At 65.1% G+C, this 24,313-nt stretch carries 23 protein-coding genes; 11 read left to right on the top strand and 12 right to left on the bottom strand.

Annotated elements, in window-relative coordinates:
- Nucleotides 1-7: 7 nt before the first annotated feature.
- Both AAFG16_RS42335 and rpsU read right to left on the bottom strand, forming a co-directional pair.
- Nucleotides 8-658, bottom strand: coding sequence for a tetratricopeptide repeat protein (locus AAFG16_RS42335; protein WP_342734856.1), 651 nt, complete (start codon nt 656-658; stop codon nt 8-10).
- 221 nt (nt 659-879) lie between these two features.
- Nucleotides 880-1,176, bottom strand: a complete 297-nt coding sequence (gene rpsU, locus AAFG16_RS42330) for a 30S ribosomal protein S21 (protein WP_027545547.1) — start codon at nt 1,174-1,176, stop codon at nt 880-882.
- Between the two features lie 261 nt (nt 1,177-1,437).
- Here rpsU and aqpZ point away from each other — a divergent pair, with 261 nt between their 5' ends.
- Nucleotides 1,438-2,160: an aquaporin Z gene (gene aqpZ / locus AAFG16_RS42325; RefSeq protein ID WP_283082112.1), complete on the top strand. Its 723-nt coding sequence runs from the start codon at nt 1,438-1,440 to the stop codon at nt 2,158-2,160.
- Nucleotides 2,161-2,196: 36 nt separating this feature from the next.
- Here aqpZ and AAFG16_RS42320 read toward each other — a convergent pair whose 3' ends face one another.
- Both AAFG16_RS42320 and purE read right to left on the bottom strand, forming a co-directional pair.
- Nucleotides 2,197-3,303, bottom strand: a complete 1,107-nt coding sequence (locus AAFG16_RS42320) for a 5-(carboxyamino)imidazole ribonucleotide synthase (protein WP_342734854.1) — start codon at nt 3,301-3,303, stop codon at nt 2,197-2,199.
- Nucleotides 3,300-3,788, bottom strand: a complete 489-nt coding sequence (gene purE, locus AAFG16_RS42315) for a 5-(carboxyamino)imidazole ribonucleotide mutase (RefSeq protein ID WP_027561027.1) — start codon at nt 3,786-3,788, stop codon at nt 3,300-3,302. Before purE ends, AAFG16_RS42320 begins: the two co-directional genes overlap by 4 nt.
- 141 nt (nt 3,789-3,929) lie before the next feature.
- Between purE and AAFG16_RS42310 the strand changes: the two genes are divergently transcribed.
- Complete coding sequence (locus tag AAFG16_RS42310) at nt 3,930-4,649, top strand: GGDEF domain-containing protein (RefSeq protein ID WP_342734851.1); 720 nt, start codon at nt 3,930-3,932, stop codon at nt 4,647-4,649.
- A gap of 2 nt (nt 4,650-4,651) precedes the next feature.
- Here the strand turns inward: AAFG16_RS42310 and AAFG16_RS42305 are convergent, their stop codons facing one another.
- The 3 genes from AAFG16_RS42305 to AAFG16_RS42295 all read right to left on the bottom strand — a co-directional run bounded on the left by AAFG16_RS42305 (nt 4,652) and on the right by AAFG16_RS42295 (nt 5,492).
- Nucleotides 4,652-4,903: a hypothetical protein gene (locus tag AAFG16_RS42305; RefSeq protein WP_027561025.1), complete on the bottom strand. Its 252-nt coding sequence runs from the start codon at nt 4,901-4,903 to the stop codon at nt 4,652-4,654.
- Nucleotides 4,904-4,925: 22 nt separating this feature from the next.
- Entirely contained in the window at nt 4,926-5,144 is a 219-nt protein-coding gene (locus tag AAFG16_RS42300; RefSeq protein WP_342734848.1) for a hypothetical protein, read from the bottom strand.
- 141 nt (nt 5,145-5,285) lie between these two features.
- Nucleotides 5,286-5,492: a DUF465 domain-containing protein gene (locus AAFG16_RS42295; RefSeq protein ID WP_342734846.1), complete on the bottom strand. Its 207-nt coding sequence runs from the start codon at nt 5,490-5,492 to the stop codon at nt 5,286-5,288.
- Nucleotides 5,493-5,821: 329 nt separating this feature from the next.
- On the opposite strand from AAFG16_RS42295, the gene AAFG16_RS42290 reads away from it, so the two are divergent.
- On the top strand, nt 5,822-6,001 hold the full coding sequence (locus AAFG16_RS42290) for a DUF465 domain-containing protein (RefSeq protein ID WP_025034152.1): 180 nt from the start codon (nt 5,822-5,824) through the stop codon (nt 5,999-6,001).
- 111 nt (nt 6,002-6,112) lie between these two features.
- On the opposite strand, the gene AAFG16_RS42285 is transcribed toward AAFG16_RS42290, so the two are convergent.
- Nucleotides 6,113-7,216, bottom strand: coding sequence for an NAD(P)/FAD-dependent oxidoreductase (locus AAFG16_RS42285; protein ID WP_283082108.1), 1,104 nt, complete (start codon nt 7,214-7,216; stop codon nt 6,113-6,115).
- Nucleotides 7,217-7,418: 202 nt separating this feature from the next.
- On the opposite strand from AAFG16_RS42285, the gene AAFG16_RS42280 reads away from it, so the two are divergent.
- The 7 genes from AAFG16_RS42280 (at nt 7,419) to AAFG16_RS42250 (ending at nt 17,930) form a co-directional block, all read left to right on the top strand.
- Nucleotides 7,419-10,106, top strand: coding sequence for an EAL domain-containing protein (locus AAFG16_RS42280; protein ID WP_283082107.1), 2,688 nt, complete (start codon nt 7,419-7,421; stop codon nt 10,104-10,106).
- Between the two features lie 136 nt (nt 10,107-10,242).
- Nucleotides 10,243-11,703 carry a glycerol-3-phosphate dehydrogenase gene (locus tag AAFG16_RS42275; protein ID WP_342734840.1) on the top strand — a complete coding sequence of 487 codons (1,461 nt, stop codon included), beginning with the start codon at nt 10,243-10,245 and terminating at the stop codon, nt 11,701-11,703.
- A gap of 202 nt (nt 11,704-11,905) precedes the next feature.
- The gene (locus tag AAFG16_RS42270; RefSeq protein ID WP_342734838.1) at nt 11,906-13,072 is read left to right on the top strand and encodes an ABC transporter ATP-binding protein; all 1,167 of its coding nucleotides are present in this window, start codon (nt 11,906-11,908) and stop codon (nt 13,070-13,072) included.
- On the top strand, nt 13,069-13,983 hold the full coding sequence (locus AAFG16_RS42265) for an ABC transporter permease (protein ID WP_342734836.1): 915 nt from the start codon (nt 13,069-13,071) through the stop codon (nt 13,981-13,983). The genes AAFG16_RS42270 and AAFG16_RS42265 overlap by 4 nt, the downstream gene beginning before the upstream one ends.
- A gap of 4 nt (nt 13,984-13,987) precedes the next feature.
- Nucleotides 13,988-14,800, top strand: a complete 813-nt coding sequence (locus AAFG16_RS42260) for an ABC transporter permease subunit (RefSeq protein WP_342734834.1) — start codon at nt 13,988-13,990, stop codon at nt 14,798-14,800.
- 102 nt (nt 14,801-14,902) lie between these two features.
- Nucleotides 14,903-15,886, top strand: coding sequence for a TRAP transporter substrate-binding protein (locus tag AAFG16_RS42255; RefSeq protein ID WP_342734832.1), 984 nt, complete (start codon nt 14,903-14,905; stop codon nt 15,884-15,886).
- A 16-nt stretch (nt 15,887-15,902) separates the two neighbouring features.
- Nucleotides 15,903-17,930: a methyl-accepting chemotaxis protein gene (locus AAFG16_RS42250; protein WP_342734830.1), complete on the top strand. Its 2,028-nt coding sequence runs from the start codon at nt 15,903-15,905 to the stop codon at nt 17,928-17,930.
- A 59-nt stretch (nt 17,931-17,989) separates the two neighbouring features.
- Here the strand turns inward: AAFG16_RS42250 and AAFG16_RS42245 are convergent, their stop codons facing one another.
- The 4 genes from AAFG16_RS42245 to AAFG16_RS42230 all read right to left on the bottom strand — a co-directional run bounded on the left by AAFG16_RS42245 (nt 17,990) and on the right by AAFG16_RS42230 (nt 23,319).
- Nucleotides 17,990-18,841, bottom strand: coding sequence for a carbohydrate ABC transporter permease (locus AAFG16_RS42245; protein ID WP_145680376.1), 852 nt, complete (start codon nt 18,839-18,841; stop codon nt 17,990-17,992).
- The gene (locus tag AAFG16_RS42240) at nt 18,838-19,710 is read right to left on the bottom strand and encodes a sugar ABC transporter permease (RefSeq protein WP_283082099.1); all 873 of its coding nucleotides are present in this window, start codon (nt 19,708-19,710) and stop codon (nt 18,838-18,840) included. Before AAFG16_RS42240 ends, AAFG16_RS42245 begins: the two co-directional genes overlap by 4 nt.
- A 93-nt stretch (nt 19,711-19,803) precedes the next feature.
- Nucleotides 19,804-21,189, bottom strand: a complete 1,386-nt coding sequence (locus AAFG16_RS42235) for an ABC transporter substrate-binding protein (protein ID WP_283082098.1) — start codon at nt 21,187-21,189, stop codon at nt 19,804-19,806.
- A 207-nt stretch (nt 21,190-21,396) separates the two neighbouring features.
- Nucleotides 21,397-23,319: an AsmA family protein gene (locus AAFG16_RS42230; RefSeq protein WP_342734825.1), complete on the bottom strand. Its 1,923-nt coding sequence runs from the start codon at nt 23,317-23,319 to the stop codon at nt 21,397-21,399.
- A 272-nt stretch (nt 23,320-23,591) separates the two neighbouring features.
- On the opposite strand from AAFG16_RS42230, the gene AAFG16_RS42225 reads away from it, so the two are divergent.
- A complete protein-coding gene (locus tag AAFG16_RS42225; protein WP_018317833.1) occupies nt 23,592-24,299 on the top strand; it encodes a CoA transferase subunit A in 708 nt (235 codons plus the stop codon).
- The last annotated feature ends 14 nt before the right edge of the window (nt 24,300-24,313 follow it).

Genomic DNA, 24,313 nt, shown 5'->3' with positions numbered 1-24,313 from the left:
AAGACTGTCAGCCGCCGACGCGGGCAAGACCGCTGCGGGCGGCATCGTCGCGTGGACGCAGAGCAACCGCCTTGTTGTAGGATGCCGCCGCCTTGGCCTTGTCGCCGAGCCGCTCATAGGCCTGACCGCGGGCGGTCCAGACCAGGGCATTGTGCGGATCGGCCTCGGAGGCCTCGTCCAGGTCGGCCGCGGCCTCCTTGAATTTGCCGAGCGCGAGAAAGCTGTTGGCGCGGCCGAGCAGCGGCTCGACCTTCTGCGGGTTGAGTCCGCTCGCGGCGCTGAAATCGGCGATGGCGAAGTCGTGCTGATTATTGCTCTGGTAGATCAGGGCGCGGCCATAGAGCGCCTGCGCATTGTAGGGGTCGAGCCCGACCGCGCGATTGAACTCGTCGAGCGCAGCCGCGGTCTCGCCCGACTTGGCGAGGGACTGGGCTTTTGCGGTGTGGGCCTGGGCTTCGGTGACGTTGCCGGCGCTGACCGCGCTCTCGGCAGCGGCCGCCGCCTTGGGCGCCTCCTGCGGCTTGTCCTTCTCCGGCATCAGCGATCCCAGGTCGAAGGAGCAGCCACACAGCACAACTCCCATCAAAGCCAGCGCGAGCGGCTGCTGCCAGATCTGGCGGAGCCGCGCCAAGCCGCGCTCGGGGAAAAGGGAGGCCATCTACCGTTCGCTCGCGCTAGAGCATGATCCGGAAGAGTGCGCAGCGCTCCTCCGGATCATGCCCGAACAACAATCCAAAGCGCGATGACGATTCATCCGGTCTCGTCGCGCGTCAGTGCCGCATCGGTAGTGCCCTGTCCCAGCAAGGCACCGCTCACAAAACAATAACGCGGGCCAGGGGCCCGCGTCATCGAAAACCGAGATCTTACAAGTTCGGCAAATCAGCGCGGTCCGCGCGGACCAGCACCCGGGCCGCCGCGGCCGCCACGCTCACCGCCGGGACCGGCGCCGAACACCGGCTTCGGCTTCATCGGCAGCAGGCCTTCGCGCTGCAGCTTCTTGCGGGCCAGCTTGCGCGCACGGCGCACGGCTTCGGCCTTTTCGCGGGCCTTCTTCTCGGAGGGCTTCTCGTAATGACCGCGGAGCTTCATCTCGCGGAAAATACCCTCGCGCTGCATCTTCTTCTTCAGCGCCTTGAGGGCTTGATCGACATTGTTATCGCGAACGAGAACCTGCACGCGGCATCCTCTTCAGTGGATCGGATTTGAATTCTGGTAAGTCAAAGGGGATGGCAAAACGCACAAGCCCTTAACCTGAGGGCGCGGATGTATCAGACAAAACCCCTGATGTCCACCGGCCAAGCGGGTTTTCGGGCCAAGTTCAGCCATTAAATGCGGCGAAAATGCCCTATGCGGTCCTATTTTGGGGTGATTTGGCGCCCAGGACGGGCCGCTTTCCGGAAGTTGATCCGGAGATCTTGCAATCAGGGGAGACGCCACATGGATATGAAGAAATACGCCGCCGAGGCCATCGGCACATTCTGGCTCACATTTGCCGGCTGCGGCAGCGCCGTGATCGCGGCCGGGTTCCCCCAGGTCGGCATCGGCCTCGTCGGTGTCTCCCTGGCGTTCGGCTTGAGCGTCGTCACCATGGCCTATGCGATCGGCCACATCTCGGGCTGCCACCTCAATCCGGCCGTCACCATCGGGCTTGCCGCCGGCGGGCGCTTTCCGGCGGGCCAGATCTTGCCTTACGTGATCGCACAGGTCTGCGGTGCGATCGTCGCCGCCGAGCTGCTCTATGTGATCGCAAGCGGCGCCCCAGGTTTCGACATTACCAAGGGATTCGCCTCGAACGGCTATGACGCGCATTCGCCCGGCCAGTACAGCATGGTCGCGTGCTTCATCACCGAGGTGGTGATGACCATGATGTTCCTGTTCGTCATCATGGGCTCAACGCATGGCCGCGCGCCCGCGGGCTTTGCGCCGCTCGCGATCGGGCTTGCGCTGGTGATGATCCATCTCGTCAGCATCCCCGTCACCAACACCTCGGTGAACCCGGCGCGCAGCACGGGCCCGGCGCTGTTCGTGGGCGGCTGGGCGCTGGCGCAGCTCTGGCTGTTCTGGGTCGCACCGCTGATCGGCGGCGCGCTGGGCGGAGTGATCTATCGCTGGCTCAGCGAGGAGCCCGCCGGCGTCGTCGCCGGTGTGAAGACGGCCTAGCCGACAGGCGGGATCGCAGCATTCGCTGCGGTCCCGCTACTTGAACTTCGGCGGCCTGACTTCGGTGACATGGCCCATCTTGCGGCCCGGGCGCGGCGCGCCCTTGCCGTAGACGTGCACGGTCGCACCCGGCACGCTCAGCCACTTGTCGTAATCGTGGATCTCGTCACCGATCAGATTGGTCATGGTGACGACTTCGCCGTGACGCACGGGCTTGCCGAGCGGCCAGCCGGCGATGGCGCGGATGTGTTGCTCGAACTGCGAGACTGAGGCGCCGTCGAGCGTCCAGTGCCCGGAATTGTGCACGCGCGGGGCGACCTCGTTGACCAGCACCTTCGGTCCGGTGCCGTTGGCGAGCACGAACATCTCCACCGCCAGCACGCCGACATAGTCGAGCGCGGTTGCGATCTTGCCGGCAATGCTGCGCGCTTCCTCGGCGAGCGCATCCGGGATCGGCGCAGGCGCGCGCGAAATCTTCAGGATGTGGTCGCGGTGCTCGTTCTCGGTGACGTCGAAGCACTCGACCTCGCCGGTGGCCGAGCGCGCGGCGATCACGGAAATCTCGCGCTCATAGGGCACGAAGGCTTCCAGGATCGCCGATTTGGTGGCGAGGCTGGTCCACACCTTGGCGATGTCGTCGCCCTCGCGGATGATGGCCTGGCCCTTGCCGTCATAGCCGAAGCGGCGGGTCTTCAGCACCGCCGGCAGGCCGATCCTCAGAATCGCCTCGCGCAGCGAGGCCACCGAGGTGACGTCGGCATAGGCCGCGGTGCCGATGCCGAGCTTGGTCACGAAATCCTTCTCGGCGAGGCGGTCCTGCGTGGTCTCGAGGATCTTGCGGTTCGGCAGCACCGGGCGGCGCGCATCCAGCACCATCGCAGCCGCCGACGGCACGTTCTCGAATTCATAGGTGATGACGTCGACGTCGCCCGCGAACAGCTCCAGCGCCTCGACGTCGGCATATTCGGCGCAGGTCGCGTTCAGCACCACGTCGAAGGCCGGCGAATCCGGATCGGGCGAGAATATCTGGCAGCGCAGGCCAAGCCGCGCGGCGGCCATGGCCAGCATCCGCCCCAATTGTCCGCCGCCGAGGATTCCGATGGTGTCGCCGGGCTTCAGCTTCACCTGCTTTGCGTCAGTCACGCCTTGTCCTCCGGGCGCTCGGCAACCGCCTCGGTCTGCGCCTTGCGCCAGGCGGCGAGGCGATCCGACAGAGCCGGGTCGGACAATGCCAGCACGGAAGCGGCAAGCAGCGCCGCGTTGATCGCGCCGGCCTTGCCGATGGCGAGGGTGCCGACCGGGATGCCTGCGGGCATCTGCACGATCGAATAGAGCGAATCGATGCCCTTGAGCGTCCTGGATTCGACGGGAACGCCGAACACCGGCAGTTCCGTCAACGCCGCGGCCATGCCGGGCAGGTGGGCCGCGCCGCCGGCGCCGGCGATGATGACCTTGTGGCCGGCCGCCTTGGCGCCCTTGGCGAAGGCAAACAGCCGGTCGGGGGTGCGGTGCGCCGAGACGATGCGGGTGTCGGCGGCAATGCCGAGCGCTGCGAGCGTGTCGGCGGCGTGCCGCATCGTCTCCCAGTCCGACTGGCTTCCCATGATGATGGCGATCGGCGCGGTCATGACGTCAATTGTGCTCGGAAAACAGAAAGATAGGCCAGATTAATGGTTCCGGCCGGCGGCTCGCAAGGCGGTGGCAAGGAGAAGGGAATGCACTATCCTGTCTTGGTGAATCCCCGCAAGCCTTCATTGAGCAGGATGCCCATGAAGAAACCAAAAAGGGCGCGTGCTGCGAAGGCCAAAAGGGGCCCCAAGACCAGCGCCAGCCGATCCAAGGCCGCTCCCATGCGCGCCGCCAGGCATTCTGCCAAGCCGGCGCGGCGCGGAGCGTCTGACGGCGGCGCGACGGAGAACGCAAAAACTATCCGCGACCTGCGGGGCAAGCTGAAGGCGGCCTTGCTGCGGGTTGCGGAACTCGAAGCCGCTGCCGATACCGATTTCCTGCTCGAGATTCCGAACCGGCGCGGTTTCGAGCGCGAGCTGGTGCGCGCCATCGCCTACATGAAGCGCTATCGCGCCAGCGGCGCGCTGATCGTGCTCGATGTCGACCGCCTGAAGCCGATCAATGATTCCTTCGGCCATGCGGCCGGCGACGAGGTGCTCAAGGCGATCGCGGCCACGCTGACGCGGCAGGTCCGCGCCTCTGACGTGGTCGGCCGGCTCGGCGGCGACGAGTTCGCGCTGCTGCTCTGGAATCTCAGCGAGACCGATGCCCAGGCGAAAGCCGCGGCCCTGGAGCAGGCGATCGACGAATTGTCCTTCAGCTTTCGCGGCCAGGGCGTGACCGCCGGCGCATCCGCCGGCGTTGCATTGCTCGGAGCACAGTCCGATGCAGGCCGCGCCCTGGAGGAGGCCGATGCGGCCATGTATGTGCGCAAGGCGCGCCGGCGGCACGAGCCGCGCATCAGGCTCGTGAGCAGCTGACTCTACAGCGTCGCGAGATCTTCCGGCACGTTGCCGAATTTGCGCAATAGCGTGGCGTCGCCGAATTCGCCGGTCATGGGATCGCCGCTGCGACTGAACGCGACCGCGCCGATATGGCCTGCAACGTGCGCCATGATCTCGGCGCGCCGCAACGCGGCCGTCGAGCTCTGGCATTCCTCCGCGGTGCCTGCGACCGGCGATCCGTCGGCATCGATCAGGAAGGGCATTGCAACGTAGTAGGTCACGTCCGACATGGCGTTGCTCCGGGAATAAAAGTCAGGCGGCGCTGCTGTTGCTCCGCATCTTGCTGCGTGAGGTCTCTGGAATGCAGCCGGCCGCAATCGCCGCCTGCAATTCCTCGAGCTCGGCTTCGAGATATTCATTGGCCATGATCAGCGCCTTGATGGTGCTGCGCAGATTGCCGTCGCACATCGCGATTGCCTGATCGCAGGCCTGTTCATAGTGGCTGTTGTCGAGAAGGGCGGTTGCCGACATCTGCGTTGTCCTCGTGTGGTCTCCTTGCGGAGCCCTTGGGCGTTTCCTGGGGGCGTAGGGTGCTTAAATGTTCCTATTTTGTTCTTTTGGAGTCAAGCGGATTCAGAGGCGCGAAAGGCCGCTGCGAAACGCCGGCGCGGGTCAGGCGATGATGTCGGGCGTGATCTGGTCTTCGATGAACGCGATGCGGTCGCGCAACAACAGCTTGCGTTTTTTCAACCGCTGCAACCGCAACAGGTCGGGGGCGGGCGATTGATGCAGTGCATCGATCGCCGCATCGAGATCTCGGTGTTCCTGCTGCAACCGGGTGAGCTCGGCTTCGAGCTCACGCTCGTGTTCATTGGTCATGTCTGCGGTGGCCGAAAACCGATGGGCTTGAGATTAAGGCTGTGGATGCCCTGTGGAAATTATCGTCCTTGCGCGGCGTGATCGCAAGCGATCTCGGGCCGCTGCTCACTGATCTTCCGCGAGATATTTCAGGCGATTCGCGGCAGCGCTGCGCAAGCGCATTGATATCATGGATTTTTCCAGCGCGGTTCCTTACTCACCGATCGTTACATATGAATTTTCAAAAATGAAGCTGGCTCGGCGGATACTTATCGACAGAACGAATCGGTGATGTAGACTTGCGCGTCCGGATCGAATCCTGAGGTTCAACCCTACCGAGGAGGTTTCGAATGACAATTCAGGCACATCTTGTTGAATTGGAGCGGAAGCACAAGCTTCTCGAAAACGAATTGCACGAAGCTCTCGTGCACCTTTCAACAGACGACCTGCAAATTGTTGAGTTGAAGCGCCGGAAGTTGATGGTCAAGGACCAGATCGAGCGTCTGAAGCAAGGCGATACGCTCCACTAGTAACCCCCGTAACAGTGTAGAGTTTGACCGCACCCTTCACGCAGGGATGAGAGCTGTTGCGCTCGTCCCTGCTGGAAGGTGCGAAACCGCGCGAGGATGTTTGCGCGGCGCTTAGAGTCCTGCGAGCTCGGCGACGTGATCGGCGATCGCGAGTGACGAGGTCAGTCCCGGCGATTCGATGCCGAACAGATTGATCAGGCCTTCGACGCCGTGATCGCGCGGACCCTGCATCAGAAAATCCTGCGTGGCGACCGCGGGCGGCACGATCTTCGGACGGATGCCCGAATAGCTCGGCATCAGCGCGCCGTCAGGCAGCGTCGGCCAGTATTTGCGGATCGCCGGATAGAAGCGCTCGGCGCGTGACGGATCGACCTCGTAATTGATCGTCTCGATCCACTCGACGTCGGGACCGAAACGCGCCTGCCCTGCCATGTCCAGCGTCAGATGCACGCCTAGTCCGCCAGGCTCGGGCACCGGATAGATCAGGCGTGAGAACGGCGCCCTGGCATTGCAGCTGAAATAGTTTCCCTTGGCGAGATAGGCCGGCGGAATCCGGTCGATCGGCATGCCGTCGATGTGGCGTGCCACCATGGTTGCCGAGAGCCCCGCGGCATTGACGAGCAGGCCGCACTGCAAGGTCATCGGCGCTTCGCCGCCGGCGTCGATCTCGATCACGCCGCCGGCCGCCTTGGCGCGGAGCAGCGGCGTGTGAAACGCGAAGGCCGCGCCGGATTCCTCGGCCTCGCCGCGCAGGGACAGCATGTAGGCGTGGCTGTCGATGATGCCGGTCGACGGCGACAGCAGCGCAGCGTCGCAGGCCAGCGCCGGCTCCAGCGCGCGTGCCGCTTCGCCTGACAGCAGCTGCATGTCGAGCACGCCATTGGCCTCGGCATGCGCCTTGATCGATTGCAGCTTCTCGGTCTCTTTCGGGCTGGTCGCGACGATCAGCTTGCCGCAATTCTTGTGCGGGATGCCGCGCTCGATGCAGTAGCGGTAGAGCGCGTGCTTGCCGCTGACGCACATGCGCGCCATCCAGCTGCCGGCGCGGTAGTAGATGCCGGCATGGATCACCTCGCTGTTGCGGGAGGAGGTGACGGTGCCGATCGCCTCGGCTGCCTCCAGCACGATGACCTCGCGCCCGGCCTGGGCGAACTTTCGAGCCACCGCGAGGCCGACCACGCCGGCTCCGATGACGACACAGTCGACCCTATCCATGGTTGTGCAGCATATCCGCTGGAAGCGCTGGTGGCACCAAACCCGGCTGCGACGGCGCGGGGCCGTTTTCCATTAAGGAAGCATTTATCATGTCAGGGCAATTGCCGTATTTCACGTCACATTTTTCTGTTGCGCGTACAGGCGTTTACCCGATCCAAACGCGCGAGGCCAGACAATCCGACGTTGAAATCGCGGGTGGCTGATGGCTGAGAAGAACTGGCACGAGGGCAGCACGCTTCCGATTGCTGTGCAGGCCGTCGTGTGCCTGGCCGGCGCGGTGGCGCCCGCGCGCGCCTATGCCCTTTCGGACAGCTTCGCCCCGCCGAGCTATCTCGGCCAGCTCGATCCCAACGTGGTGTGGGAGGCCCTGATCGCGGGCATCGCGATCTGCGCGTTCCTCGCCGCGATTGTGCTGTGGATCCATTCCTCGCTGCGGCGGACCAGGCGCCTGCAGTTGCGGCGCAATGCCTTCGTCTCCTCCGCCATGAACAATCTCAACCAGGGCGTGGTGATGACCGATGCGCAGCGGCGCATCATCTTCTGCAACGACCGCTATCTCGAGATCTACGGCCTCTCGCGGTCGGATCTCTGGGCCGACATGAACGGCTACGAGCTCCTCGAGCTGCGCCGCAAACGCGGCGTGCTTGGCGGCGCCTCCGACGACGAGTTCTACGAAAAGGCGGCGAGCCCCAACGGCCTGGTCACCGAGCTGCCTGACGGCCGGGCCATCCTGGTCAAATATTTCATCCTGCCGAACGGCGGGTCGGTGGCGACCCATCTCGACGTCAGCGAGCAGCGCAAGCTGTCGCGGCAGCTCGCCTCCACCAAGCAGTTCCTGGAAACGGTGCTTGACAACGTGCCGGCCTGCGTCGCGGCCAAGAACATCGAGGACGGCCGCTACATCTTCGCCAACAGCGCCTATGAGCGCTTCTGGGGCTTTTCGCGCGACCACGTCGTCGGCAAGAACGCGCGCGAGCTGTTCGCGCCGAAATCGGCCGCGAGCATCGAGGCGACCGACCGGACCGCACTGCTGGCGCCGGACGGCCAATATCGCAACGAGTTCGAGGTCGAGCGCGGCGGCGAGCGCCGCATGGTGGCCTCGATCCGGATCGTGGTCCGCAACGAGAGCAACAAGCCCGAATTCCTGATGCTGGTGTTCGAGGACATCACCGACCGCCGCTCGCTGTCGCAGGAGCTGGAGAGCACGAAGAAGTTCTTGGAGCTCGTGGTCGACAACATCCCGGTGGCGCTGATCGTCGAACAGGTCAAGGACGGCCGCTATCTGCTCGCCAACCGCAGCGCCGAGACGATCCTCAACCGCAGGCGCGAGGAAGCCACGGGCCTGACGGCGTCCGACATCTTCAATGCCAAGGAAGCCAAGCTGATCATCGCGCGCGACGAGGCCGCGATCAAGAAGCGTGGCATGATCACGGAAGAGCATCCGATCTCCACCAAGGACGGCCTGCGGCTGTTCCTGACCCGCCGCGCCACGGTGCTGAGCGATGCCGGCGAGCCGCAATATCTGATCAAGACCCACGAGGACGTCACCGACCGCCGGCAGACCGAGTCGCGCATGGCGCACATGGCCTATCACGACGGCCTGACGGACTTGCCGAACCGCGCCGCCTTCCTCCAGGCGCTGACCCAGATGATCGAGGCCTGCGAAGGCACCGGCGAGGAGTTCGCCGTCCTCTGCGTCGATCTCGACGGCCTCAAGGAGGTCAACGACGTCTTCGGTCATGCGCTTGGCGACAAGCTCCTGATCGAGGTGGCCCAGCGGCTCCAGGATTCCGCACGCGGCGGCGTGGTGGCACGCCTGTCCGGCGACGAATTCGGTCTCATCATCGACGGCAAGCAGCCGGAGGCGGGGCTTTCGCTGGCGCGGCAGATCGGCGAGGCCGTCGCCCAGGAATTCCAGATCGACGGCCGGCCGGTCCGCGCCGGCGTCACCACCGGCATGTCGATCTTCCCGCACAATGGCGCTGACGCCGCCTCGCTGCTCGCCAATGCCGGTGCGGCGCTGTTCCGCGCCAAGCAGAAGTCGCGCGGCACGATCAGCCTCTACCAGCCGGAGATGGACCAGCAGATCCGCGACCGCCGCGTGCTGCACCAGGACCTGTCGATGGCGATCAAGAACGGCGAGCTCTCGCTCGCCTTCCAGCCGCAGGGCGTCGCGCGTCACAGCGTCGCCGAAAGCGACATCATCGGCTTCGAAGCGCTAGCGCGCTGGCAGCATCCGGTGCGCGGCCAGGTCTCGCCGGCCGAATTCATCCCGATCGCGGAGGAGAGCGGCCTGATCGTCGAGATGGGCGAGTGGATCCTGCGCGAGGCCTGCCGTGAGGCGGCGTCCTGGCCGAATCCGCTCCAGGTCGCGGTCAACCTGTCGCCGGCGCAGTTCATGCACGGCGACGTGGTCGGGCTCGTCCATTCGATCCTGATCGAGACGGGCCTCGCGCCCGGCCGGCTCGAGCTCGAAATCACCGAGGGCGTGCTGATCGAGGATTTTGATCGCGGCCTGGCGCTGCTGCGCCGGCTGAAGGCGCTCGGCGTGCGCATCTCCATGGACGATTTCGGCAGCGGCTATTCCTCGCTGAGCTATCTCCAGGCGTTCCCGTTCGACAAGATCAAGATCGACCGCGCCTTCATCATCAATCTCGGCCGCAATCCGCAATCGGCCGCGATCGTCCGCGCCGTGATCGATCTCGGCCACGGCCTCGAAATGTCGATCATTGCCGAGGGCGTCGAAACCGTCGAGCAGCTCGCCTTCCTCGCCAAGGAAGGCTGCGACGGCGTGCAGGGCTATCTGCTCGGCAAGCCGCTGCCGATCGGCAAATATGCCGGCCTCGTCGGCCGCGCCGAGACCATGGAGCTTGCGCTCAAGACCGGCTAGTGCGTTTTCGAGCGAAGTGGCCGCCGGTTCGCGTCAGGAAAACGCGTAAAAAGCAAAAATCTAGAGCCCCGTTCCGATTTCATCGGAACGGAAATGGCTCTAGTGATGAGAGCCTATCCTCTCATCTGACGGCTTCATGGCGGATTACGACCTTGCGATCATCGGCGGCGGCCTGAACGGTGTCAGTCTCGCCCGCGATGCGGCCGGCCGCGGCCTGCGCGTCATTCTGCTGGAACAGGGCGATCTCGGCGGCGCGGCCTCGTCGGCGACGCCGCGGCTGATCCATGGCGATCTGTCGGTGCTGGAACGCCGCGGCTTTTGGCGGGTGCGCCGGGCGCTGGCCGAGCGCCGGACCTGGCTCGCCATCGCCCCGCATCTGGTGCGGCCGATGCGTTTCGTCATCCCCGCCCATTCCGAGGAACGCCCGCCCTGGCTGCTGCGCGCCGGCCTTTATGTCTATGACGGCCTAACGAAGCGAGGCGGCCTGCTACCGTCAGGGACCCTCGACATCACGCATCATCCGGTCGGTAACGCGCTGAAGCGCCCGTTCGGCATGGCGTTCGAATATTCGGACTGCGTGGTCGACGATTCCCGCCTGGTGGTGCTCACGGCGCTGGACGCAGCCGAACGCGGCGCCGCGATCCGCACCGGGGCGCGCTGCGTGCGGGCCGACAGGACCGACACCTGGCGGCTCGCGGTGGTCGATCGCGGCCATCGCCGCACCATCACGTCGCGTGCGCTCGCCAACACCACCGGCGCCTGGACCCCGCTGGTCGCGGACACCGTGCTGCGGCAGCCGCAGCCTGCGATGGCGGCCACGCAGATGAGCCAGATCATCGTGCCCCGGCTATTCGAGTCCGACAATGTCTACGTCTTCCAGAACAGCGATGGACGGCTGATCTTCGCACAGCCCTTCGAGCGCGACTTCACGCTGATCGGCACGGTCACGCATGCGTTCACCGGCGATCCCGCCATCGTGGCGATGCAGGGAGCCGACGTCAGCTATCTCTGCGAGGCGGCGAGCCGCTATTTCCGCGAGCGCGTCGCCCCGACCGACGTGGTCCGCACGGTCTCCGGCGTCAACCTGACGCTGGCGTCCGCGCGCGGGCGCGACGGCACGACGCTGTTCCACGCACGCCGGCGCAAGGCGCCGCTGATCACGATGTTCGGCGGCGACGTCACCACCTCGCGCCTGCGCGCCGAGCGCGCGGTGACGCGCCTGACGCCGTTCTATCCGATGTCGCGCCCCTGGACGGCGGGTGCACCGCTGCCCGGAGGCGATTTCGCCTGGGATCGTTTCGACACCGAGGTCGACCTCGCCCGCGATCACTGGCGCTTTCTCACCGAGCCGCAGGCCCAGCGCCTGGTCGCGGCCTACGGCTCGCGGCTATCGGCCGTGCTCGGCGAGGCGAAGACCCGCGACGATCTCGGCCAGGCCTTCGGTCCCGAGCTGACCGCCGCCGAGGTGCGCTACCTGATGACCCACGAATGGGCACGCTTTCCGGAGGATATCCTCTGGCGCCGCTCCAAGCTTGGCCTGACGATGCTGGCCGCCGACCGCGATGCGCTGGCGGCGTTCATGGCGAATGTGAGCTAGGCAGTGCCGTAGCCCGGATGGAGCGAAGCGCAATCCGGGAAAGTCTTACCAACGATGGACTGCCCCGGATTACGCTGACGCTCCATCCGGGCTACAGGGCTGCAATGTACGAACGCCTATCTGGGACGGTCTTCCCCCCGAAGCGGTTGAGCTGGGGCCGATCGGCCGCTAGCGTGCGGCGGAATCGGGGTTGGCAGGGACCATGACGGACGAGTTGCCCAGAACAGGCGCCGCGGCGGCAGCCGGCGGAAATGCGCTTTCTGCGGGCCAGCCGCTATTGCGCATCGAGAACGTCGCCAAGACCTTTGGGACGTTCCGGGCGGTGGACGGCGTCTCGCTGGACATCAAGGCCGGCGAGTTCTTTGCGCTGCTCGGGCCCTCCGGCTGCGGCAAGACCACGCTCTTGCGCATGCTCGCCGGCTTCGAGTCGCCGGACGAGGGACGCATTTTGCTCGACGGCAAGGACATCGCGCAGGCGCTGCCGCATGAGCGTCCGATCAACATGATGTTCCAGAACTACGCCCTGTTCCCGCACCTCTCCGTGCGTGACAACATCGCCTTCGGCCTGAAGCGTGCCGGCATGGCGCGTGCCGAGATCGCCACCCGCGTTGCCGAGATGGTCGCGCTGGTGAAGCTCGAGGGTCTTGAGAAGCGCAAGCCGGACCAGCTCTCCGGCGGCCAGCGCCAGCGTGTGGCGCTGGCGCGTGCATTGGCGCGCCGGCCGCAACTCCTGCTGCTCGACGAGCCGCTCGCAGCCCTCGACAAGAAGCTGCGCGAGAGCACGCAAGGCGAGCTGATGGAGCTGCAGCGCCGGCTCGGCACGACCTTCATCATCGTCACCCACGACCAGGAGGAGGCGATGACGATGGCGAGCCGGATCGGCGTGATGAAATCAGGCAAGCTCGCCCAGGTCGCGCGTCCCCGCGAGCTCTACGAGGCGCCGCGCTCGCGCTGGATCGCTGAGTTCGTCGGCGACATCAACCTGTTCGACGGCGAGACCAAATTGCGCGACGGTCATCGTCTGGTCATCGGCACGCGTGATGCGGGTCCGCTGGTGGTGGCCGAGCCGCGCGAACCGGTCGGCGCAGGAAAATTTGCGATCGCGATCCGCCCCGAGAAGGTCAAGCTGTCGCGGCGTGCGCCCGTGAGCGAGGCCGGTCGTGAAACCGCGATCAACGCGCTCGACGGCGTGATCGCCGACATCTGCTATCTCGGCGGCACCACCACCTACAAGGTGAAGCTCGACACGGGCGGGATGATTGAGGCCTCCGTCGCCAACAGCGCGCGCCTCGACGTTGACGCCTTCAGCCTGAACCAGCATGTCGTCGCCTGGTTCACGCCTGATGATTGCGTGGTGCTGCCGTCATGAGCGCCCGCCGCATCTTCGCAAGGCCTGCGCGCTTCGCCGCGATCGCGCCCTATGTCTGGATGGTGCTGTTCTTCCTGGTGCCGTTCGCCTTCGTGCTGAAGATCAGCCTGTCGCAGACCGCGATCGCGCAGCCGCCGTACGAGCCGGTGTTCGACCTGACCGCGGGATGGGAGGCGCTGAAGTCCGCCTTTGGCGCGCTGTCGATCGACAATTTCAGGCTGCTCGGCTCCGACGACATCTACGTGTTCGCCTATGTGCGCAGCCTCACCGTCGCCGTCACGGCGACCGCGCTGTTGCTGCTGATCGGCTATCCCATCGCCTATGGCATGGCGCGCTTGCCGAAGCGCTGGCAGGCGGTGGCGATGGTGCTGGTGATCGTGCCGTTCTGGACCTCGTTCCTGATCCGCATCTATGCCTGGATCAATATCCTCCAGCATGACGGCCTGCTCAACCAGATCCTGCTGGCGCTGCATCTGGTCGGCCAGCCGGTGGTGTGGCTCTCCACCGACGGCGCGATGTATATCGGCATCGTCTATTCCTATCTGCCGTTCATGATCCTGCCGCTCTACGCCACGCTCGCCAAGATGGAGCCGGCGCTGGAAGAGGCGGCCTCCGATCTCGGCGCGCCGCCCTGGCAGGTGTTCTGGCTCGTCACCTTTCCGCTGTCGCTGCCCGGCGTCGGCGCCGGCGTGCTGCTGTGCTTCATTCCCATCGTCGGCGAGTTCGTGATCCCGGACCTCCTGGCCGGCTCCAATTCGCTGATGATCGGCCAGACCCTGTGGCTCGAATTCTTCACCAACAAGGACTGGCCGGTCGCCTCCGCCGCGGCGATCGTACTGCTGGTGGTGCTGCTGCTGCCGCTGCTGCTGTACGAACGGCTGCAGAAGCGGCAGCTGGAACAGGGGCGCTGAGGCGATGCGCAAGGTCTCCCGCCTGTCCCGCTTCAACATCGCCTCGCTCGCGCTGGGGCTGGCGTTCCTTTATTTGCCGATCCTGATCCTCGTCATCTATTCCTTCAACGCCTCGCGGCTGGTGACGGTGTGGGGCGGCTGGTCGCTGCGCTGGTACCGCGAGTTCCTCAACGACCGCGCCATGATCGAGGCGGCCTGGATGAGCCTGCGGGTCGCGGTCGCCTCCGCGACCATTGCGACGCTGCTCGGCACGCTCGCGGCCGTCGCGCTCTCGCGCGGCGAGCGGTTCCGCGGCCGCACGCTGTTCTCCGGCATGCTCTATGCGCCGCTGGTGATGCCGGAGGTGATCACGGGACTGTCGCTGCTGCTGCTGTTCGTGGCGCTCAACGCCGAGCGCGGCTTCTGGACGGTGACGATCGCCCACACCACGCTGACCATGTGCTTCGTCGCGGTGGTGGTGCAGTCCCGTCTCGGCTCGCTCGACCGCTCGCTGGAGGAGGCGGCGATGGATCTCGGCTGCAATCCGGTCCGCGCGTTCGTGTCCGTCACCCTGCCGCTGATCGCGCCCGCGATAGTCGCGGGCTGGATGCTGGCTTTCACGCTCTCGCTCGACGATCTCGTGATCGCCAGCTTCACCACCGGCCCCGGCTCGGCGACGCTGCCGATCCGGATCTATTCGGAGGTGCGGCTCGGTGTGAAGCCGGAGATCAACGCGATCTGCACGCTGGTGATCGGCCTGATCGCGGTGGTGATCGTGATCGCCTCGCTCGCCTCGAAACTGTCGAGCTTGCAGGGCGAGAGCGCGGCGCCGCTGTAGGCGTAAAACTCATCATATATATGGTGCTCAGGCACCACCTAACATAGTTAACAATTCATATAGCTTATCTGGCTATTGTCGCCTCGCTTGGGGAAGAGGGCGATGAAGCGGCTTTATATTGGTGTGGCCAGCATTGTTCTGGCGTTACTCTGTCTCACTGTTCGGCCGTCGGCTGCTGCGACGCAGATGGTGTCGCTGGTGTACAACGGTTCGCCGCAGTCGCCGCAGCAGATCGGCTCCGACGAATTCCGCCGCAGGCTCGCCGAGACCGCACAGGGCCGCATCATCCTCGATGCACGCGCCGGCAACGCGATGGGCAGCGAGACGGCGATCCTGGCCGCCATGCGCAGTGGCGTGGTCGACATGGCGACGCTGTCCGGCTCGGTGGTCAGCTCGGCCGTGCCGGAGTTCGGCGTGTTCGACGTGCCGTTCCTGTTCCGCGATGCGGCGCAGGCCAAGGCGGTCGCTGACGGGCCGGTCGGCGCGCTGTTCGCCAAGCATTTTGCCGACAAGGGATTGGTGCTGCTCGCGATCGGCAAGCAGGGCTTTCGCAACGTCACCAATTCGAAGCGGCCGATACAGACACCTGCGGATCTCAAGGGCCTGAAGATCCGCGTGCTCCCGAACGAGGTCTATCAGATGACCTTCAAGGCGCTGGGCGCCGAGGTCGTGCCGATGGAATTCACGCTGGTGTATTCCGCACTGAAGGACGGCCGTATCGACGGGCAGGAGAACCCGGTCGCGACGATTGCTGCCAGCCATCTCGAGGAGGTGCAGAAATATGCCAGCCTGACGGGGCATTTCTTCGCTCCCATTGCTTTCGTTGCCAATCGCGATGCGTTCCAGGCTCTCACGCCCGCGGACCAGGCCGCGATCATCGCCGCGGCAAAGGCCGGCGCGGAGGCGACCTGGAAGAGTGGCGTCGCGGAGGAGACGAAGAAAATCGAGGAGCTTCGCAAGGGCGGCATGGAGATCATCGAAAAGGTCGACCGCCAGCCCTTCATCGATGCCGTGAAGCCTCTCGAGCCCGAGTTCGAGAAGCGCTTCGGCAAGGATCTGCTCGCCCGGATCCGGGCGACGCCGTAATCGCGCGGGAAACATCATGAACCTGTCATTGATCCTGTCACGCATCGGCATCCGCCCGCGCATCTTCGGCGGCTTCGCGCTGGTGCTGGGTTTCCTCTGCGTGCTGGCGCTGCTCGCCGTCATGCGGCTGTCCGAGATTGGCGGCACCGTCGGAGAGCTCGTGACCAGCGCCGACGGCGATGCCGGCATGGCGCGCGTGCATGCTGCGCTGCTCACGGCGAACGTCACCGTCGAGAAATTCGTCCGCACACGCAATCTCGGCGATCGCGACAGCGCCATCAAGGCGATCGACGGCTTTGGCCAGACCTTTGATCAGGTCGATCAGCAGTTCGGCCGCCTGCCGGCGATTGCCGCCGGCCGCGCCGCGCTGGTGGAGGCGCTCGGGACCTATCGAAAATCCTTCACGGCAGTCGCGGGCGCTGTCGACCGTTTGCGCAACGCAAGCACCAAGAGCGAGGCGCTCGGTGCCACGGCTGGTCTCGATGTCGGCGCGATCAATGTCGCGCTTGCCAACCAGCCCGACCGTCTGCTCCAGCCCCTGCGTCTGGTCGGCACGGTGGATGCGATGCGGGTCTCGGTGCTGCGTTACACTATCACCCAGGCCCAGGTCGATGCCGACGATGCCGGGCTGACGATTGGCTATGTGCTGGCCGCGGTGGCCGATAGCGAGGCGGAGATTGCCAACATCGAGGCGCCGCGACTGAAGAATCTGATCGCGGCCCTGAAGAAGGTGCTCACTGACCAATCGGCGACGCTGGCGGAGCTGTCTGCCGCGATGGGCGAGCTGCGCAAGGCGCAGGCCGATCTGGTCAAGTCCAGCAGTGCGATCGACGCCAAGGCCGCGGAGATCAGCCGGGCTCTGGGCGCGACGCGCACCGAGCAGAGCCGGTTGACGGCTGGATCGGTCGATCAGACCCGCAATCTCGTGTTCACAGTCGCAGCGTCCGCGCTCGTGCTGGGCGCATTGCTGGCCTGGTTGATCGGACGCAGCGTGTCGCGGCCCATCGGCCAGATGACCATGCGCATGCAGAGCCTCGCGGCGGGCGAGCTCGATGAGGTGATCCCCGGCGGCGGGCGCGGTGACGAAATTGGTCACATGGCTGGCGCTGTCGAAGTGTTCCGTCAGAACGCGCAGACCGTGCGACGCATGGAGCAGGAGTCTGCCGCGCAGCGTGCCGCAGCAGAGACAGAGCGTGCGGCGATGATGGCGCAGCTTGCCGATCGCTTCGATAGCGGCATGGAGGGCGTCATTGGCGGCGTCTCCAGCCGTGCCGAGGAGATGGGGCAGAGCGCCGCGAGTCTCGCCCGCGTCGCCGAGCGGGGCCGCTCGCTGGCCGAGCAGGTCGCCGCGACATCGGCCCAGGCGTCCTCGAACGTGCAGACCGTTGCGGCCGCGACGCATCAACTCGCCGCCTCGATCAAGGAGATTTCGAGCCAGGTCGCGCGCTCCGTATCGGTGTCGGACCAGGCCAAGGAAGAGGCCTCGCGGACCGAGGCGCTGATGCGCGCGCTCTCGGATTCCGCCGAGCGGATTGGTACGGTGGTGCAGCTGATCCAGGCGATCGCGAGCCAGACCAACCTCCTGGCGCTCAATGCGACGATCGAGTCGGCGCGGGCCGGCGACGCCGGCAAGGGCTTTGCCGTGGTCGCCAACGAGGTGAAGAGCCTCGCAACCCAGACCGCGCGCGCCACCGAGGAGATCGCAGGGCTCGTCGCCGAGATTCAGAACTCGACCGGACAGTCGGTCGCTGCGATCGGCCAGATCGGCAGAACCATCGCCGAGATGACGGAGATCGCGACGACGATTGCCTCCGCCGTCGAGGAACAGGGTGCGGCAACCAGCGAGATCGCCCGCAATGTCGAGCAGGCGGCGAACGGCACGACTGCCGTGACCGACCAGGTCGGCGCCGTCCGCACCGTGGCGGGTGAGACCGATGCCGGCGCCGAAGCCGCGCTCACGGCCGCGTCGGCATTGCAGGATCAGGCCCGCGCGCTCAAGAAGGACGTCGCGGAGTTTCTGCAGACGGTGCGCAAGGCGGGATGAGAGCATCTCCCCGCGGCCGCCCTTCTACGGGCGCGCCGCGGGGAGCGTGCTTCTGAAGCTTACGACTTCACCGCGCCCGCGGTGAGTCCGCCCACCATGTAGCGGCGGAAGGCGTAATAGACCGCGGCCGGCGGCAGCGCGTAGATGAAGCCGGTGGTCATCAACAGCTCCCAGGGCGAGTCGTCGGCGGCGAGGAAGTTGCCGAGCGCCACGGGCAGGGTGATCTGGCGGTCGTTCGAGAGCAGCAGGAACGCGTAGAGATATTCGTTCCAGGCCAGCAGCACCGCATAGGTGCCGATCGCGACCAGCGAGGGCATCATCAGCGGCAGGTACACCAGGCGGAAGATCTGCAGCGTGGTGGCGCCGTCCATCACCGCGGCTTCATCCAGCTCGACGGGGAGCTTGTCGGAGGCCTGCTTGAGCACCCAGATCGCGTAGGGGCTGGCGATCGTCACCATCGCCAGGATCAGCGACCAGTGATTGTTGAGCAGGCCGTAATTGCCCATGGTGCGGTACATCGGCACGGCGAGGAACGCCGCGGGGATGAAATAGGTGAACAGCGCGAGGTTCAGCACCATGCGCCCGCCCGGCACCTTCAGCCGCGAGATCGAGAACGCCGCGGCGGTCGCGATGAACAGCGTCAGCACGCCGACGGCGGCCGCGATCAGCGTCGAATTCCAGAACTGCACGTAGAAGTCGCGCAAGAAGTAGTGCTGCTGCTTGAACACGATCTCGAAGTTGTGCAGCGTCGGATGGTCCGGCCACAGCTTGCCCGAGAACGCGTCCTCCTTCGGAGAGATCGCGAACAGGAACATGTGGTAGATCGGGATCATCGTCCACAGGAAGACGGGAATGCCGATCAGCAGCAGCCGCGCTTCCGTCGCGACGTCACGGAGAGAGGGAAGCTTCATCGCGACAACCGTTTCATCATGAAGTACACGAGCGGCAGGACGAACGGCATCGCGCAGACGATGGAGGCCATCGCGAGCGAGAGCTGGTCGAGCCGGAGATAGCGGATACCGAGCGTCGCCAGCACATGCGTGAGGTCGGCCGGACCGCCGCCGGTGAGCAGATAGACGCTGTTGAAATCGCCGAGCGTCCAGATCATCGAGAGCAGCGTGCAGGTGACGTAGAGCGTCTGCATCGACGGCCAGGTGATGTAGCGGAATTTCTGCCACCAGCTCGCGCCGTCGACCTCGGCGGCCTCGAACAGGTCGTGCGAGATCGCAAGGCGTCCGGTGATCAGGATCAGCGTCCAGAACGGCAGCGATTTCCAGATGTGCACGCCGATCGCCATGCTCAGCGCCACGGTCGGGTCGTTCAGCCAGTTCGGGCCGTCATCGCCGGTGAAGGAGAAGATGAGGTGGTTGATCACGCCCCATTCGGGGTTGAGCATGAAGCGCACCGACAGGATGGTCGGGATCGACGGCACCGCCCAGGGCAGGATGAAGATCACCGAGAGCCATTTGATCCAGGTGCGCTGCATGGCGAAGAAGCCGGACAGGAACAGCGCGATCAGCATCTTGATGTTGATGCCGATGACCAGGAAGATCAGCGTGTTGACCGCGGCACGCGCGAAGATCGGATCATTGGCGAGCGCGACATAGTTCGCCGGAGCGCGCGCCAGCCATAGCCCATAGCAGACGGGATAGACGACGAAGGCGAGGAAAACCAGCAGATAGGGCGCGAGCAGAATGATGCCCCAGACCTGCGCCGGGGTCAGCCGCGACGACAGGGGCGGGCCGGGGAGTGCCTGATCGCCAGAGAGCGTGATCGCCATTCTTTAGGACTCTTCAAGGAGAAGCCGGCCGCGAAACGCGGCCGGTGTTGTTCTTACACCTCTCCCCGCAAAGCGGGGAGAGGGTAGCACGACTTAACCTGCGACCTGCTTGATGCGGGCGATCAGCTCGTCCACGGCCTTGTCGACCGGGACCTTCTCGCTGACCACACGGTTCATCGCCTTGGCCCACACGTTCTCGTTGTTGAGAATGGTGAATTTCCAGTTCTTGGTGAAGTCGAACGCTGCCGTGCCGCCCTTGAACTGCGCGTAGACAGCCTTGCGGTGCTTGTCAGCCTGCCAGAACGGGCTTTCCTGGCTTTCCTTCGTCACCGGGAACCAGCGGCCGAGTGCGCCCTCGATGTAGGGACGGACGTTTTCTTCCTGGAGCAGGAAGCTGATGAACTGCTTGGCCTCGGGCTTGTTCTTGGCCGCGGTGAAGATCAGTCCGGTCTTGACGTCGGAGCGGTAGCGGATGGTCGAACCATCCGGCGCCTTCGGGAAGGACGCCGTGATGATGTCCTGCTCATAGGCCTTCTTGCCGGCGTCGCGCTGCTCCTGGGTCAGGGCCTGGTTCTGCGAATCCTCGTACCACTTCGCGGCGATCGAGATCGTGAAGTTGTGGGTCATCACGATGGTCTTGTTGTGGAAGGCGACGTTGTTGTCCGGGTCCTTCCAGGTGGTCGAGGAGGGCGGGGTGCAACCCTTGATGTAGGTGTCGGTGTAGTCCTTCATCGCCTTGATCAGGTTCTCGCGCACCTGGGGATCGTCGACGAGGAGCTTGCCGTCATTATCGACGAGCTTGACGTGGTAGGCGTCCATGAAGGTGTAGAATGACTGGAACGCGTCGGTGGATTCCACGCCCATCGGCTGGCCGACGGCATAGATGCGCTGGCCGGTCGCCTTGCGGATCGCCGGCTGCACCTTGTCGCACCAGAACGTCCAATAGCCCGACCAGTCGTTCGGGATGTCGCTCACCTTGAAGCCGGCCTTCTCCAGCATGTCGTTCCAGATCTGGACGTGCATGCTCTGCTGCTTCAGCGGGAAGCCGTAATAGGCCTTCTTCTTGGTGACGTCGTTGTACAGGATCGAGGCGTCCAGCGTGTTCTGCACGAACCGGTCCTTGATCGGCTCCATGACGTCGGTGAGGTCCTCGAGCTTGCCCTCATAGGCCCACTTGCCCTGCGCCTGCACGTCATAGGAATCGGAATAGGCGACATCGGGCACGGTGCCGGCATCGAGCGCGGCGACCGTCTTCGGAATCATGTCCTGGATCGCGTATTGCGACAATTCGACCTTGATGCCGGTCTTGGCTTCGAATTTCTTGATCGTCTCGATCAGCGCGTCGTCTTCGGAGCGGTAGAAGCCCTTGCCCCACCAGACCGTAATCGTCTTCTGCTGCGCAAAGGCAGGTGCAGTGGCGGCAAACAGCCCAGCCGCAGCGACCGCCAGTGACACTGCGCCAATAACCTTGGATCTCACGTTTTTCTCCCTCAAACGGCCGGAGTTTTTAACCGGTCGTATAAAACACTAGCGCATGGCGGTGAGCCGATCTAGCGGCATCTTGTCAGACCTAGGTCGTGGGGGCGCGGACGGGATGAGATGCTTAATGCGTGCATCGATCCAATCGCCGCATCAATTCGGCCGGATCAATTCGCAGCCGATCGGCCGATGCCGGCCGATCCGTCCTCAATTGGATTTCGCGTTCTCTTTGGTGTTCTCGGCCGTCGGCGAGTCCGCGGGCGCGGGGCGCTTGACGCCGGTGATCTTCTCGATGACCGAGCGCACCGTGTCGCCGCTCTTGTCGTCCTTGCCCTTGAGCAGCGGCGCGGCGAAGGGCGAGCGGCGGATCAGGACTTCCGAATCGGGGAAGATCAGGGGATCGTCCCAGGGCCCCTGCACCACGAAGGGCAATTGGAAGCCCGAGGCCGTGTTGAGGCTCGCGACGCCCTTCATGTCGTATTCGCGCGTCGGCACCGACGCGGTGCCGGTCAGCGTGATCTTCGCCGAAGGTCCCTCGATGCGGATGTCCTCGGCGGTCGCGACACCGTCGGCGAATTTCAACGCGATGGTGAGGTTGTCGTAAGGCGTCGAGCCGTTGCGGAAATTGCCGCCGCCCGACAGCGGCCGCCGCTCCAGCCGCTTCAGAAGCTGCTCGGCGTTGATGCCGGCGATCGCGCCGTCATGCCCGGTCACGGTGGCGGTGCCGTCGAGCGACTGCACGAGGCCGAACGGGCTCGAGCCGGAGGCGACGAGGGAGACGTTGATGTTGCCGCGGCCGGACAGCTTGTTGAGGCCGAACAGCTCGGAGGCACAGGCCTGGAGGTCGACATCGGTGAACTGGAATTGCGCCTTGACGTCGGCGACGGTGTCGGAGCGCGCGATCCCGAACGAGCCCTTGGCGATGCCGCCATAGACCTGGGCCTCGCCGACCGAAAGCGCCAGCGTGCCGTTGCGCAAATTGGCGCCGATCGCGGTACGGCCGAGCCTCGATGCGCCGACCGTCAGCCTGGCGGCCGACAGGCGCATGTCGAGGTCGGTGGTCGAGAGGCCGTTGAGGTCGAACAGCTGCCTGTTCCAGTCGCGCGCGCCGCTCGCGAGCAGGCGGAAGGTGGAGATATAGGGCGTGAAGTCGAGCGCGTCGGCGGCGAGCGTCGCCTGCAGCGTCTGCCTTCCGTTGTTGGCGTAGGTCATGACGCCCTCGGCGGTGTTGCCGTCGAGCTCGACATTGACGTTGGTGAGCGCGATCGAGGCGCCCACGACGTTGGCGCGCGCCTTCAGCGCGAAGCGGCCGAAGCCGCCGCTGCCGGGCTGCGGCTGGCCGGTCCAGCGCAGCGCGTTGCGCAAGGACGGACTGTCGATGGTGAGCGTGCCCTCCATCATCGGGCTGGTGCGGTTGGCGACGCTGCCGTCGAAGGCGAGCTTGAGCGGGGTGCTGGCGATCCGCGCCTTCAGGCCCGAGCGGTCGCCGGAGAGGGCGGCGACGAAATCGGAAAAGCTGATCGAACCGTCGACGCGCTCGCCGCGCCAGTCGAACTGTCCGGTCGCGGCGAAGGAACGCGAGATCGAGGGCCAGGCCAGCGACAGGTCGATGTCCTCGAACTTCTCGGTGGCGTGGGTGGCGGCATCCTCGTAATTGAGGACGCCGTCCTGGATCCGGATCTCGGAGAACGAGACCTGGTTGTCGGCGCCCGGCTTCATGGTCCGCGCGATGGTCTGGATGAAGGGCGTCCAGTTGCTCTCGCCGTCCGGCTTCAGGCTGACATGGATGCGCGGCCGCAGCAGCGTCAGGTCGGCGATCTCGAACCGTTGCAGCAGCAGCGGCAGCAGCCGCAGATTGGCGGTGAGCACGTCGACATGGAGTGCGGGATCGCTGGTGCCGCCGCCCTTCAGGCCGACGTCATGGAACGAGATGTAGCTCGCCGGCAGCACCGAGATGTCGATGTTGCCCGCGACATTGAGCTCGAGCCCGGTGACGTCGCGGATCTGCGCCTCCACGGCCTTGCGCAGCGCGTCGCGGTTGATGAGCCATGAGGTCGCGATCAGGGCGATCAGCGCGACGCCGAGCAGCGCCGCGATCGGCGTCCCGAGGCGCTTTATTCCTTGGGCCATGGTCAATGGCATGTCCTGGTCGGGTTGGTCGTTGGAGCCGGAAGGGCGGGCCGGGAAACCTGCGTGCCCACTCCCAACCCCCGCAACTTGATGGGTTTTCTTGTCGCTTTCAAGGCCGCGGGCGGGTCTGCCCACGGTGTGGGCAGCTTCTACCACCGGCGCTCGGAGCGGAGAACCCCGTATCATTGACGGCTTCGGACGATTTCGCCTAATAATCGCCGCCAATAAGGCGCGACGCCTGCCAGCCCAAGGTTCAGTCGAAGGTTTTTTGCATGAACAAGGTCTATCCCGACGCCAAGTCGGCTCTCTCTGGCATTCTCAAAGACAACATGATGATCATGTCGGGCGGCTTCGGCCTCTGCGGCATCGCCGAGGAGCTGTCGGACGCGATCCGCGAGTCCGGCGTCAAGGGCCTGACGGTGGTCTCCAACAATGCCGGCGTCGACGGCATCGGCCTTTCCCGCCTGCTCGAAACCCGCCAGATCAAGAAGATGATCTCGTCCTATGTCGGCGAGAACAAGTTGTTCGCCCAGCAATTCCTCGCCGGCGAGCTGGAACTCGAATTCAATCCGCAGGGCACTCTGGCCGAGCGCATCCGCGCCGGCGGCGCCGGCATCCCGGCCTTCTACACCAAGACCGGCGTCGGCACGCTGATCGCCGAAGGCAAGGAAGTGAAGGAGTTCGACGGCGAGAAGTACCTGATGGAGCGCGGCCTGTTCGCCGACCTCGCCATCGTGCACGCCTGGAAGGGCGACACAGCCGGCAACCTGATCTACCGCAAGACCGCGCGCAACTTTAACCCGATGATGGCGACCGCTGCCAAGATCACCGTGGCCGAGGTCGAGCATCTGGTTCCGGCCGGTGAACTCAATCCCGACCACATCCACACGCCCGGCATCTTCGTGAAGCGCATTGTCGAGGTCGGCACGGCCAAGAAGCGCATCGAATTCCGCAACACCCGCCCGCGTACCGCCGCCTAAGCGCAGGAGAATCA

Source organism: Bradyrhizobium sp. B117 (genome assembly GCF_038969555.1).
Lineage (GTDB): Bacteria > Pseudomonadota > Alphaproteobacteria > Rhizobiales > Xanthobacteraceae > Bradyrhizobium.
Note: the sequence above shows the minus strand (reverse complement) of the source record. Positions and strands in the feature narration are given on the sequence as shown.